General features: G+C 71.7%; 11 protein-coding genes. 5 read left to right on the forward strand and 6 right to left on the reverse strand.

The annotated features are described in order from the left end of the window. Positions 1-42: 42 nt before the first annotated feature. From J421_RS28325 to J421_RS28350, 6 genes are all read right to left on the reverse strand, one after another. Positions 43-1665: a rhamnogalacturonidase gene (locus J421_RS28325; RefSeq protein WP_025414491.1), complete on the reverse strand. Its 1623-nt coding sequence runs from the start codon at positions 1663-1665 to the stop codon at positions 43-45. A 168-nt stretch (positions 1666-1833) separates the two neighbouring features. Further along, positions 1834-3819 (reverse strand): oligogalacturonate lyase family protein, encoded by a 1986-nt coding sequence (locus tag J421_RS34205; RefSeq protein ID WP_025414492.1) that lies wholly within the window; start codon positions 3817-3819, stop codon positions 1834-1836. A 153-nt stretch (positions 3820-3972) separates the two neighbouring features. Continuing rightward, positions 3973-5091 carry a glycoside hydrolase family 27 protein gene (locus tag J421_RS28335; RefSeq protein WP_425485860.1) on the reverse strand — a complete coding sequence of 373 codons (1119 nt, stop codon included), beginning with the start codon at positions 5089-5091 and terminating at the stop codon, positions 3973-3975. 511 nt (positions 5092-5602) lie between these two features. Then, on the reverse strand, positions 5603-6982 hold the full coding sequence (locus J421_RS28340) for an alpha-L-fucosidase (RefSeq protein ID WP_025414494.1): 1380 nt from the start codon (positions 6980-6982) through the stop codon (positions 5603-5605). A 120-nt stretch (positions 6983-7102) separates the two neighbouring features. Next, complete coding sequence (locus J421_RS28345; protein ID WP_025414495.1) at positions 7103-8608, reverse strand: Gfo/Idh/MocA family protein; 1506 nt, start codon at positions 8606-8608, stop codon at positions 7103-7105. Between the two features lie 180 nt (positions 8609-8788). Beyond that, complete coding sequence (locus tag J421_RS28350) at positions 8789-9754, reverse strand: hypothetical protein (RefSeq protein WP_148306596.1); 966 nt, start codon at positions 9752-9754, stop codon at positions 8789-8791. Between the two features lie 178 nt (positions 9755-9932). Here J421_RS28350 and J421_RS28355 point away from each other — a divergent pair, with 178 nt between their 5' ends. The 5 genes from J421_RS28355 to J421_RS28375 all read left to right on the forward strand — a co-directional run bounded on the left by J421_RS28355 (position 9933) and on the right by J421_RS28375 (position 13490). Next, entirely contained in the window at positions 9933-10622 is a 690-nt protein-coding gene (locus tag J421_RS28355) for a LuxR C-terminal-related transcriptional regulator (RefSeq protein WP_025414496.1), read from the forward strand. A 254-nt stretch (positions 10623-10876) separates the two neighbouring features. After that, positions 10877-11176, forward strand: a complete 300-nt coding sequence (locus tag J421_RS28360) for a hypothetical protein (protein WP_148306597.1) — start codon at positions 10877-10879, stop codon at positions 11174-11176. A gap of 22 nt (positions 11177-11198) precedes the next feature. Beyond that, a complete protein-coding gene (locus J421_RS28365; protein ID WP_025414498.1) occupies positions 11199-12197 on the forward strand; it encodes a hypothetical protein in 999 nt (332 codons plus the stop codon). Then, positions 12190-12855, forward strand: coding sequence for a hypothetical protein (locus tag J421_RS28370; RefSeq protein WP_025414499.1), 666 nt, complete (start codon positions 12190-12192; stop codon positions 12853-12855). Before J421_RS28365 ends, J421_RS28370 begins: the two co-directional genes overlap by 8 nt. Continuing rightward, complete coding sequence (locus tag J421_RS28375) at positions 12852-13490, forward strand: hypothetical protein (protein WP_025414500.1); 639 nt, start codon at positions 12852-12854, stop codon at positions 13488-13490. Before J421_RS28370 ends, J421_RS28375 begins: the two co-directional genes overlap by 4 nt. Positions 13491-13500: the final 10 nt, after the last annotated feature.

The raw sequence follows: 13500 nt of genomic DNA on the forward strand, positions 1-13500 counted from the left end.
CACGCTCGGCACGGGCATGCTCCGCGGCTCCGCGTGAGAAGATCAGTAGCTCTTCCGCGCGACCCGCGCGAGCGTCACGTCGGCGAGCGGCGCGGAGTCGCGCACGCGCACGTCCTCGACGCCGCGCAGCTCGAGCAGCGATGCGCCGGACGCGCGCCGCGCCCGCACGCCGCGCAGATCCACGCCGCGCACGTCGTCGAGCACGAACGCGGGACGCGTGTCGGGCTGCTCCCAGCTCACCTGCACGCCATCGAGCCGCACGCCCCTCGCGTGGCGCACGTAGAACCCGTACGCCGGCAGCACGCCGAACATGCTCGGCTCCGGGTACATCGCGGCGCGCTCCGGTACCGTGAACGGCTCGCGCGGGCCGCTGCCGTCGGGCGGACGGAAGAACGTGTTCACGAGCTCCGACGGTTGCTTCGCCGCGTGCTCGAGCGACAGGCCGCCGCGGTAGACGAGCCGCACGTCGCGCAGCGTCACGTCCTCCACCGGATGCCCGGGCAGGCCCGCGATGATCGACGCGTAGCGGGGGTCGGCGCCCGAGGCGACGACGTTGCTGATCGTCACGCGCCGAATCGCGCCGATCTGCGTCCCCGCCGGGCCGCGCAGCCGCGCACCGATGCGCAGGAAGATCGGCGCGGTGGTCACCTCGCGCATCGTGACGTTCGTGATCGCCACGTCCTCGATCGTCGCGCCGTCCACCGTCTCCAGCGCGAGGCCGCGCGACCGCTCGAAGACGACGTTCGCGATCGTGATGTTGCGGAACGCGCCGTTCGACTCGGTGCCGAGCTTGATGCGCCCCGTGGGACCGTCGCGGTCCGGCGCGCGCTCCGTGGTGCGGCGGTACGTGCCGTCGAGCACCGAGCCGACGTCGAAGCCGCTCACGACGCTGTTCGTGATCGCCACGTCCTCCGTGGCGCGCGGCGCGCCGAGCGCGTAGGAGCTCTTGAGCACGATCGCGTCGTCGTTCGGCGCGTTCACGCTCGTGTTCGAGATCCGCACGTTGCGGCACGCGTCGACGTCGATGCCGTCGCGGTTCGTGTCGATCGTGAGGTCGTCGATCGTCAGGTTGTCGACGCCGGTGGCGAGGATGCCGAAGTGGCCACCGCGATAGATCGTGAGGTCGCGCAGCAGCACGTTGCGCGCGCGCTTGAGGGCGATCGCCTTGTTCGCGAGCCCCGGCACGTCGCGCGACAGCTCGCGGCGCAGCGCGGCGCCGTCGATGCGCCCCGGCCCGACGATCGACACGTCCTCGACGTCCTCGCCCCAGAGGAGCGAGTTGTGCCAGTGGCTGTGCCCGAAGTCCTGATACGCGTTCCCCGCGCCGGGCTCCGCGGGGTCGAACCCGCGGCCGTTCGCGGTGTCGGCGGCGAGGAGCGTGGCGCCGCGCTCGAGGTGCAGCGCCACGTGGCTCCTGAGGCGCACCGAGTGGCTCGCGTACGTGCCGGCGGGGAAGTGCACGGTGCCGCCGCCCGCCGCCGCCGCCGAGTCGATCGCGCGGTTGATCGCGTCGGAATCGATCGTGTGTCCGTCGCCCGTCGCGCCGAACGCGCGCACGTCGAACGTGCGGGCCGGTGCCTGCGCGGCGAGCGGCGGGGCGAGCAGCGCGAACGCCAGAAGAGACGTCGCGATCGAACGTCCGTAGGTCGCAGGCGAGGACTTCATGGGGATCCAAATGCGAGTGAACGGATCTCGGGATAGCCTCGAGACTGTAGCCTGTCGCCTATCGTGAGATCCGTTCGAATCGCTCGTGGATCCCCATCGTGTTCTCACCTCGCGCCTCGGTCGAGATGAAACACCTCGCGCAGGTGCGGAACGCATTGCGGATCATGCCTAACGGAGGTACGGCGCCACGGGACTGTTCGGCAGCCGCCGCAGCGCGTCGATGGCGATGCGCGCGCTGATCGCCGCGCCGTCGCGGTTCGTGTGCGTGTGGTCGGCGGGGAAGAGCGCGTGCACCCGCTCCTCGCCCATGGCGTCGTACTCGCGCGCGATCAGCTCGTTGAGGTCGATGAACGGAACGCCCTCGGCCCGCGCGACGTCGCCGGCCCACCCGGCGAAGCCGCCGAGGCCGCGGCGCACCCTGCCGTCGTCCCACGCGTCCTGCGGTACCGACGACGCGACGATCGGCGTGGCGCCCTTCGCGCGCGCGTCGGCGATGAGCTTCCGCAGGTACCAGCCGTAGCTGTGCACCGTCTCGTGCCGGTGCGTGACGCCGTTCTCTATCTCGACCGAGTCGTCGCCGATGCCGTGCAGCGTGCCGCGGGCGCGCGTCGTGTCGTTCACGGGGCTCGCGTCGTTGTGGCCGAACTGCATGACGACGACGTCGCCCGTGCGGAGCTGCGCGAGCACCGCGTCCCAGTAGCCCTGCGAGATGAACGTGCGGCTGCTCCGTCCGCCGAGCGCGCGGTTCACGACGTGGACGCGCGTCGTGTCGAAGTACGACGCCGTCAGATCGCCCCATCCCCACTGGCCGTTCCCGCCGGTGCCGTTGCCGTTCCGCACGGTGGAGTCGCCGATGTAGAAGACCGTCGGCAGCGCGTCGCGCCGCGCGGGCTGCGCGACGAGCGGCGCGCGCACGCTCGCGGTCGGGTCGGGCGGGAGCTGCGCGCGCGCCACCTCCACGGCGTACGAGTCGCTCCGCCCCTCGAAGTTCGCGCGGAACACCACCCACTTCCCGTCGGGGGAGAAGTGCACGTTCGGCTCGAGGCGGTAGTCGTGCGCGCGCATGTCGACGAGCTTCTCCGACACGAGCCGGTCGCCGTCGGGACGGAACAGGTAGAGCCACCGGCCGTCCTTCGCGCGGGCCACCTGCGACGAGTCGCCGCCGTCGCCCGCGAACAGGAGCGGAGCCACCGGCGACTGGTTGAAGTGGATCGACCACTCGTCGCGCGTGAGCGCGTAGCGCGTCGTGCGGCCCGTCGCGACGTCGGCGCCCGCGAGGTAGAACGTCACGCCGCGCGGGATCTGCAGGTCGTACCAGATCGTGCGGCCGTCGGGGCTGAAGAACTCGTGGCCGGCGATCTCCCGCTCCATGGAGCGGTGGTGGATCTGCTTCACGTCGCCGCGGCGCACGTCGATCGTCCAGATGCGGTCGACGAGGTGCCACGGTCCCTCGTGGCAGAACATCAGCAGATCCGGATCCGTCGGCGAGAACTGCACGTGCCCGATCCAGGTCCGCTCCTCGTGGATCCGCCGGAGCGCGCCGGTCTTCAGGTTGACGACGAACAGCGTGTGCCGTGGGTGCGCGGCGAAGATGCGGTCGAAGAAGTCGCGCTTCGCCGGATACTGCGCGAGGATCTCGCGCACCTCGGGACCGGCGATGACGCCGCCGAGCAGCGTCTCGTCGGCGTTGAGGGTGGTGACGCTCGCGTGCAGCGTCGGGGGCAGGGCGGCGAGCAGCCGCGTGCGGCGCGTGTCGAGGTGCGTCGCGAACACCGAGTCGCCACGCTGCCACACCGCCTCGCGGTGCCGCGGCGCGACGATCTCGCCGCGCGCGCCCCCCGGCTCGTCGGTGAGCTGCGCGATCGCGCGCGTCGCGAGGTCCACCGTGAAGAGCTGGCGCCCGTGCCCGGTCGTGCCGGCGAAGACCATGCGTCCGCCGCCGTCGCTCCGCCGCGGCACGAACGGGTCGTTGTGGAAGTAGAAGCTCTCGCTGCTCGCCTCCCGGTGCGTGAGCCGCACGACGCGATGCCCCGTCGCGCGGTCCACCCACTCGTCCGGCATCGCGCCACGCGTCTCGAGGGTCGGCGCGCGTTGGGCGCCGGCCGACGCGAGCGGGAGAACGACGATCGAGGCGACGATCCAGGGGAGGCGCATGTGGCGAGATCTCGGGTTCCGGCGCGCCGTCTCCGGACGCCTCGGCGGAGACGACCCCTCTCGTCTTGTAACGGATCGACGGATCGGCGGATCGTTCGATCCGTTACCGAAGACGAGGGGCTCTCGCGGTGGTGTAGTCGTGAGATGGCGCGCCTAACGGGTCACGCGCAGCAGCACCACGCCGTGCGCAGGTACCGTCGCGGTGTGCTCGGACCCGGGCGACACGTCCTGATGCGCCCACAGGTCGCGCGCCTGCCGCGCGCGGACCCCCAGCGACGCCCAGCGCGCGGTGATCGACGCCGGCGCGTCGCCGCGGTTGAACAGCGCCACGGCGCGCGACCCGTCGGCCAGCTCGCGCGTCCAGATCTCGCGGTCGCCGTCCTGCCACGCGCGCGCGCCCTGCTTGCCGCCGGCGTCCTGGTCGATCGCGATCACCTCGCGGTTCAGCAGGATGTCGCGGATCTCCGGCGTCATCGCGCGCAGGTCGTTGCCGGCGAGCAGCGGCGCGGCGAGGATCGACCACAGGCTCATGTGCGTGCGATACTCGTCGGCGCTCATGCCGCCGTTGCCGATCTCCAGCATGTCGGGGTCGTTCCAGTGCCCGGGCTTCGCGAAGCGGGCGAGCGAGTCCTGCGCGAAGCCGATGCGCGTCATCGAGTCCCACGTGTCGCGGATGTCGCCCGTCGTGCGCCAGAGGTTCCCGCCGACGTCCGCGCCCCACGTCCACACGTCCTCGCGGCCGTACTGACAGAGGCTGTAGACGATCGGCCGCCCCGTCGCGAGCAGCGCGTCGCCCATCTTCTGGTAGACCGCGGGCATCTCCGCGTCGGTGTAGATGTTCCGCGCGCCGCACCAGTCGTACTTCAGGTAGTCGATCCCCCACGCCGCGTACGTGCGCGCGTCCTGCGCCTCGTGGCCGTAGCTCCCCTCGTAGCCCGCGCAGGTGTTCGGCCCCGGCGACGAGTAGATGCCGAGCTTGAGGCCCTTCGCGTGCACGTAGTCGGCGAGCGCCTTCATGTCGGGGAACTTGCGGTTCGTCGTGATGTTCCCCTGCGCGTCGCGCTCGCCCTCCCACGTGTCGTCGATGTTGACGTACACGTAGCCCGCGTCGCGCATGCCGTTCGACGCCATCGCGTCCGCCATCGCGCGCACCGCCGCGTCGTCCACTCGGCCGGCAAACTTGTTCCACGAGTTCCAGCCCATCGGCGGCGTGCGTGCGAGGCCGTTGTCGCGCACCGCGTGGCGCGCCGGCGGCTCGATGCGTGCCGGCATCGCGCCCTCGCCGGCCGGCGCGCGCACCGCCTTCGACTCCGTCATCGGCGACTGCGCGTTGCGCCGCGTGAAGAGATGCAGCGTGTCGCCGACCAGCTTCCCGGTGTACGTCGCGCGCCGCTCGCTCGCGCCGTCGCGCATCACGCCGGTGATCTGGAACGAGTCCGCGGTGCCCGCGCCGATCACCGTGCGGTAGAAGAACTGCGTCGTGCGGATCGTGCCGCCGATCGAGTCGCCGCGCTGCGTGAGCGCGAAGTAGCTGTTGCGCGACGTCCCGTCGCCCATCGGCTGGCGCACGACCCAATTGCCGTTCAGCCCGACGTCCGGCGTGGGCAACGGCGCGGGGTGGTGCGCGCAGGCGCCGACGAGTAAGGCGGCGATCGCTGGGAGTCGACGGTCGTGCATCTCAGGTTTCGTGGCAGGTGGACATGGGCGGGCCGTTCATGACTCCACGTACGAGTTTCGGGTGGGACTGAAGGAGGACTGAAGAAGGACCGGCGCCGGAGCGTGCCTAACGTTTGACCGTGCCCCCGTCGATCTCGACGACGATCACGGTGCCCATGAGGTCGTCGATCGCGAGAAACCCCGGACGGTCGGCGGGGAAGCGGGGCAGCACGATCTGGCGCGCGCCGGCCGCCGTTGTGCGCACCTCCATCGGCGCGCCGTCGCTCAGGCGGTACGCGCGCTGCACCGCGTTCGGCATCGCCGGCAGCTCGAACGTGCCGCCGGGATCCCTGAAGAACGTGAAGAAGAGCTTCCCGGGCTTCGTCGTGACGCGGTAGTCGGTGCGCGCGAGGAACGCCGGCTGTCCGCGCGCGTCCTTCGCCTTCGTCGCGGGCTCGCCGAGCTCGTCGCCGAACGGCGTGGGGCCCGCGCCGTACACCGCCTCGCCGTTCTTCTTGAGCCACGCGCCGGCCGTGGTGAGGATGTCCACCGCGGCCCGCGGCATCTCGCCGTTAGGCATCGGGCCGACGTTGAGCAGGTAGTTGCCGCCCTTGCTCACGACGTCGACGAGCTTGAAGATCACGTCGCCCGGGGACTTCCAGTCCGCGTCGTCGGTGCGGTAGCCCCACGTGTGGTTCAGCGTCGCCGGCACCTCCCAGTACTCCCCGCGCACCGCGGACGGGATCGCGTTGTCGCCCGTGCTCACGTAGTCGCCCGCGGCGCCGAGGCGGCCGTCGATGAGCGTGTTCGGCTGCAGCGTGCGGACGATGTCGGTGAAGCGCTTCGCGCGCTCCGGCGTCATCATGCGCGGCGTGTCGAACCAGATGAGCGCGACCGGCCCGTAGCGCGTGAGCAGCTCGCGCACCTGCGGCTCCGCCTTGCCGCGCAGGTAGGCATCGTAGTCCTTCAGCGAGTCGGGGCCGAAGTCCCACGTGTTGCCGGCGCCGTTCGGCTCGTGCCAGTCCTGCGCCTGCGAGTAGTAGAAGCCGAGCCGCAGCCCGTACTTCGCGCACGCCTTCGCCAGCTCGGCCAGCACGTCGCGCTTGAACGGCGTGGCGTCGACGACGTCGTAGCGGCTCACGTCGGACCGGAACAGCGCGAAGCCGTCGTGGTGCTTGGAGGTGATGACGACGTACTTCATCCCGGCGTCGCGGGCCATCCGTGCCCACGCGTCGGCGTCGAACCGCGTGGGGTTGAACTGCCGCGCGAGCTGCTCGTACTCGCGCACCGGGATCCGCGCCCGGTTCATGATCCACTCGCCGATGCCGGGGATCGTCTTCCCCTTCCACTGGCCGGCGGGGATGGCGTAGAGCCCCCAGTGGATGAACAGCCCGTACTTCGCGTCCTTGAACCACGCGAGCCGCGCCTCGCGGGCCGAATCGACCTGCGCCCGGGCAGGGGACGCGAGCGTGAGTGCGATCGCGAGGAGCCTGAGGTGACGTCGCATGCTTAAACGATTAAGGAAATCGCTCACGCGGAGACGCGGAGAACGCGGAGAACGACCAAGTTACGTCGGTGTTCTCCGCGTTCTCCGCGTCTCCGCGTGCGATGCCGAGCCGTCGGAGCGTCAGCCGAGCGACGGCACCTCGAACGGCTTGCGGTAGTCGCGCTTCAGCATCGCGTTCGCCTGCGCCGAGTTCGAGCCCACGAAGCGCTCGTGCGCCGCGTCGATCTGCAGCGGCACGCCCTGCGTCAGCGGCGTCTTGCCGAGGTCGACCTTGTTCGCCGCGAGGTGCTCGAGCATCCGCCCGTGCGCCTCGAACAGCTTCGCGTCCGACTTGATCGACGACGTGAGCACCGCCTCCGACTGCGCCTTGCCGAGCCGGTGCGAGATGTTGCCGAGGTGGCAGAGCGCGCTCGACACGTGCCCCTCCTCGACCGGCCCGAAGAGATCCTGCGACCGGCGGCTGCGGACGACGTCGATGAAGTTCTGCATGTGCGTGTCGCGGCCCGTGAACTCCTTGATCACGGTGCCGCTCTTGTCGACCACGCGCGCCGTCGTGTAGCTCGGCACGATCACGCTGCCGCCCTCACAGTCGATGACGTTGCCGATGTCGACGCCGCGGTAGTTGTCCATGTCGCGCGCCGCGGCGCCGCCCTGGTTTGCCGCCGGGTCGCCGCCCGCGCCCTGGACGCCGGCCGCCTTCGGCAGCCCGCGCACCTCGAAGATGAGCGGCGCGGTGGCGTAGTCGTGGATGACGACCTGCGTGTTCGGGGTCTCGCCGTCGTCGACGTAGCCGAGGCGGCCGCCGATCGACATCGTGTGGCGCGGCAGCCCCTCCTCGCCGAGGAACCAGCGCGCCACGTCCATCTGGTGGATGCCCTGGTTGCCGACGTCGCCGTTGCCGTACAGCCAGATCCAGTGCCAGTCGTAGTGCACCGGGCCGTTCTTCGTGTTGCGGTGCGGCGCGACGAGCGGCGCCGGGCCGCTCCACAGGTTGTAGTCGATCGTCGACGGCACCTGCTGCGGGCCGCCGCACAGGCCGATCGAGTCGCGGCGCTTGTAGCAGAAGCCGCGCGCCGCCGTGATCTTGCCGAGCTGACCCGACCGGACGTACTGCACCGCCTGCTGCAGCCCCTCGCCGGAGCGGATCTGCGTGCCGACCTGGATGACGCGGTCCTTGTACTTCTTGGACGCGTTCACGAGCTGGCGCCCCTCCCAGATCTCGTGCGAGACCGGCTTCTCGACGTAGACGTCCTTGCCCGCCTGCATCGCCCAGATCGCCGCGAGGCTGTGCCAGTGGTTCGGCGTGGCGATCGTCACCGCGTCGACGTCCTTGTCGTCGAAGAGCTTCCGCAGGTCGGTGTACGTCTTCACGTCGCCGCCGTTCACCGTCGGCTTCACCTTGTCGAGCACCGCCGTGTCGACGTCGCAGAGCGCGACGACGCGGACGCCCGGGATGCGCGCGAGGCTCTGCAGGTGGTTCCGGCCGCGGCCGTTCAGGCCGATCACGGCGACGCGGATGTCGGCGTTGGCGCCCGGGATCCGGGCCCACGCCTTGGCCGGCAGGGCGGCGCCGGCGGCCGCGAGGGCCGAGGACTTGAGGAAGGTACGACGCGAGAAGGAGCTCATGGCACGGGCGGCGGTGAGGGGGCTGCGGAGCCGGACGATCGGCCGGAGCGGGCGCTGTCCACGTTGCTGTAACGTTCAAGCACCTCGGAGCGCTGATGATGGGGGGGGAAGCCGAAATCGGCAACCGGCGCCCGGTCCAGCCTCCGCGCCGGCCCCCGCGCGGCCCCCGCGCGGCCCCCGCTAGCGGGTCAGCTGGACGCCCCAGTGGGCGGCCAGGTAGCGCTCCAGGATCCGCGCCGTCGCGTCGCCGAACCGGGTGCGGCTCGCCGCGTCGTCGCGGACGCCGGTCAGGTTCGTCTCGATCTGCACGGCGCACAGCGTCCCGCCGTCGCGGCAGCCGTAGCGCTCGACGTTGAAGCCGCCGTTGAAGTACGGATCGCCGCCCGGCGATCGGTCGGTGACGCTCGGCACCGCGCGAAATCCCTCCGCGGCGTACATCGCACCGAGGCTCGTCGGACCACGCAGCAGCGCGGAGAACGACCGGCTCGTGTCGTCGTGCGAGATCGTCCGGATGGTGCTCGAGTCCTCGAACGCGGTGCCGGCGTCGAGCGCGGCGTCGGAGAGGGCGAGCGTCGCGGCCGAGAGGTCGTAGCCGATCTCCAGACGCTGGATCGCGTGGCCATGGCCGTGCATGTCCATGTACCAGCCGCGCGCGCCGTTCGCCGTCACCGCCTGCCTCGCGACGTCGAGGAAGCCGTGCCACGCGACCCACGCGGCCGTCGCGTTCGCATCGCCGCACGTCGCTTCCTGCACGTCGCGGTTCGCATCGAGCTTGCTCCGGCTCAGCCGATTGATCACGACGTGCGGGAACCGTCCGGTACGGTTGAAGAACGACTGCTGCATCTGTCGGACGAGCTCCTCGGTGTTCAGATCGGTCGTGTTCGTTCCGCAGGTGCGCGTCGCGATGTCGGCCGGCGCCAGCGTGCCGCCGTGCGGCGCGCTGAAGATCACCGGCGCGTTCCCGGCGATGTACTCGATGTAGTCGTGCTGACTGAAGTACGACTGCCCGGGCACGTACGGTCCGGGCGGGAGGATCGGCGGCGGCTGCGGCCCGCAGGCCCACGCGGCGAGCACGACGACGACGATGCGCGTGGCCGACGCGCGGCGAACGTTCGTGGCGCGGTCGTGCTCGTGTGAACGCGACATGGGCGCACCATCGCGGTGTCCGGAACGCCGCCGATTCTACGTATGTTGGATGGGGCGATGGCCGCACGTGTGCGCCGACGCTGGCGCGTGCGACCGGGGCAGCGCATCATGGTCGCTCGTTTCGATGGACCGCGCTACCCCGGCGGTCGCGCATCGCAGGACATCGCGAGTCGGGCGCATGGCCATCCGGACCGCCATTCTCGGCGAGGTTCGATTGTTTCGCGACGGCCTCGCGAGCCTCCTGCGAGGGTCGCCTGCCGTCGACGTCGTCGCCACCGCGGCCACGCTCGCGGAGGCGCTGCAGGTCATCGAGCGCGACCAGCCCGAGGCCCTGCTGCTCGACATGGCGATGCCTAACGCGCTCGAGCAGATCCGGGCGCTCGCCGGCGCGTCGCGCGACCTGAAGATCGTGGCGCTCGGCGTGCCCGAGACCGCCACGGATGTGATGCCGTGCGCCGAGGCCGGCGCGGCCGGCTACGTGCCGCGCGACGCGTCCGTCGACGACCTGATCGGCGCGCTGCAGGCCGCCGCGCGCGGCGAGCTGCGGTGCTCCGTGCGCATCGCCGCCGCGCTGCTGCGCCGCGTCGCCGAGCTCGCGCGCACGCGCACCGGGATGCGCCCGGGCACGCGCGCGACGGCCCCCACCGCGCTCACGGCGCGCGAGCTCGACGTGCTGCGGCTGCTCGAGGCGGGACGCACGAACAAGGACATTGCGCGCGAGCTCGGCATCGAGCTCGCGACGGCGAAGAACCACGTCCACAACGTGCTCGAGAAGCTCGGCGTGCGCGGCCGCGCGCAGGCCATCGCGGTCGCATCGCGCTGGCTCCCCGGCGCCCCGAGCGGACTCGGCGTGCCCGTCGGCGGCTGATCGCGCCGAAATCAGCTGAACCCTGCTGAATCCTGCTGAACCCAGGATTCACGCGGTGCTCGGCACGCGAGGATGTGCCCCGACTGCATCTCCGCCTGAGCCCAACTTCGCTCCTTCGGCTCATGGCGTCGCGCGCCGCCGACATCGATCGTGGGCCTCGTCTCTCTCGGAGCCTGCCGGAGATGATCCGTGGTCCGACGGCGCGATCGCGCGTCCTGGTCTGGATACCGCCGGGAGTGTTCCGGTCGGTCATCATGGAAGCGCTGAAGGACGCGGCCGACATCGCCGTGCTCGACGCGGTGCCGCCGTGCGACGGTCCGACCGCACCGAGCGCGGTGGCGTTGCGCGACACCGCGAAGCGCCTGCAGCCCGACGTGATCATCGTCCGCACCCCGGACGCGGACCTGCGGCGGCTCGTCGGCGACGCGAGCGAGATGTCCGCGGTGTTCGTCTCGACCGACGGCCGCCGCGCGCTCGCCTACGATCGCGACGTGTCGGCGAGCTCGCTGCTGGGTCTCGTGCGGTCGGTCGCCGAGAGCGCCCTTCGTCAGTGATACCACGAGGCCGGAGGAAGCCATGGCTGCGAACGACTGGCGCCTGACGTCGACGGAGTATCCCGCGGTCCGCCGCGTCATGGGCCCCGACCGGATGGCGCTCGACGACGATGCGCTCGAGGCGCTGCTCGCGCGCACGTTTCCCGGGACGCCGGCGGAGGACGTGGAGGACTTCATGGGCACGATCCAGCGCTTCGGGCGTGACGCGGCGCCGATCGTCCAGCGCGCGCTGCCGGGCGTGGTGCAGGGCGCGGCCCAGGGCGGCGCGGTCGCCGGCCCGTGGGGCGCGGTCGCCGGCGGCATCATCGGCGGCGGCTCGGCGCTCCTCGGCGGCGGCGGTGCGCCGAGCGCCGGGGCGCGTGCGGCACCACCCGCACCGGCTCCGACGCCCAACGCACCCGCCGCCTCGCCGCCTAACGCGACGCCTAACGCGACGCCTAACGCGACGCCGAACGCGCCGCCTAACGTGACGCCGAGCGCACCGCCCGTGGCGTCGTCGAACGGCGCGCCGAACGCGCCGGCCGTCGCCCCGCTCGGCACGACGTCGAGCCTCACGCCCGACGCGGCGGCGATGCAGCTCGTCGCGCTGCTGACGCGGCCCGAGACGATCCAGGCGCTGCTCGCGCTCGTTCTCGCCGCGGTGGGTCGCCAGACCATCGCCGTGGGCTCGCGGCAGGTCCCGCCGACCGCGTTCGCGAACGCGATCGCCGAGCTGGCGTCCGTCGCGGCATCGGACGGGCCGGCGGTGGAGGACTACGCGGCCGAGCACCTCTACGACGACGTCGGCCAGCCCCGCGGCGACATCGCGAATCCCGCGGAGCGCGCTGCGATGCTGCTGACCGACCTCGCCGCGGTCGCGATCATCGACGCCGACGGCGAGGCGATGGACGACGCCGAGGCATCGGGCGACGCATGGGACGACGCGTGGGACGATGCGTGGGACGACGCGTGGGACGAGTCCGACCCCATGGCCGCGTTCGAGGCGGCCACGCGCGACTGGCGGGAGTGGCCCGATGTCTGACCCCACGCGCGCCGACGATCCGACGGGCGAGGGGCCATCGGGGCAGGGAGCGGGAGCTGCCGCGCTGCCGCTGCTGCTCGGCCTCCTCCAGGGCGGGGGCGGCCTGCCGTCGCTGATGATGGCGCTGGCCGAGGCGCCGCTCACCCCCGAGCAGCGCGCGGTCATGGAGCTCCTCGGCGCGCTCGGCAGCCGGCGCGACGACGACGACGACGATGACGACGATGACGACGACGACATCGACGAGCCGCGCCGGCGCGCGGCATGGCGCGCCGCGCGATACGGCACGCGATACGGCGCGTCGCCGCCTGTGAGCGAGCCCGTCGTCGACGTGCCGTTCTACTCGCCGCCCGAGCCCGAGCCCGACCCGTCGTCGTCCGATCCGTCGGCCGACGAGATGGTGTGCGTCGACGTGCGCACGCTCGCGCGCATGCGTCAGGAGCTCGCGAGCCTGCGCGAGGTGAACGACACGCTCGCCGCGGCGCTCGGCGCGTGCCGCGCGTGCTGGGGCGGCGAGGCGCACTGTCCGTTGTGCGGCGGCCACGGGAGCAGCGGCGCGTCGCCGCCGGACCCGCCGCTGTTCGAGGCGCTGGTGGTTCCGGCCGTCCGGCGCATGCGCGCTCGCGCGCACCCCTCCCCTACCACGGAGGATTCCCCATGAACGCCGAGGACTACGAGACCATGGAGACCGACGAGAGCTACGGGCCTAACGTCGCGGAATACGACCACGGTGAGGTGGACGAGATGCTCGACTCGCTGATCGACGCGGCCGGCGGGGAGTTCGGCGAGGCGCGCCGCGGACGCGGGCGTGGCCGCGGCCGCACGAACGGCCGCCCGGTGCCGACCCCCGACGGTCGATCCGCGTACCGCGACCCGACCGGCGCCGGCAACGGCCCGGTCACGCAGAAGCAGTACAAGGAAGGGATGGACAAGGTCGCCGCCGAGTTCGTGCGCACCGCGAAGGGCATCCAGGAGATCAACGCGCGGCTCGGCACGATCGATCGCCGCGTCGACGGCGTCGTCACCGTCGCGACGGCGCAGAGCCGCCAGCTCACGCGGATCGAGAAGCTGAACAAGGCGGACGGCGCGCTGGAGCTTGTCGAGGCGCTGAACGGCACCCAGCTGAACGTGTTCCAGCTCCTGAAGGGGGCCGTGAAGCTGGGCTTCCTGGGCGACGGCAAGGGCGCGCTCGGCAACCCGGTGGTGATCGGCGGCATCGGACTGCTGCTCCGCAATCCGGGCATCCTCGGCGGTCTCGCGAACGGCTTCAACGCGAACGCCGCCGGCACCCCGTAGCACATCGTCC

The sequence above is a fragment of the Gemmatirosa kalamazoonensis genome (genome assembly GCF_000522985.1).
Taxonomy (GTDB): domain Bacteria; phylum Gemmatimonadota; class Gemmatimonadetes; order Gemmatimonadales; family Gemmatimonadaceae; genus Gemmatirosa; species Gemmatirosa kalamazoonensis.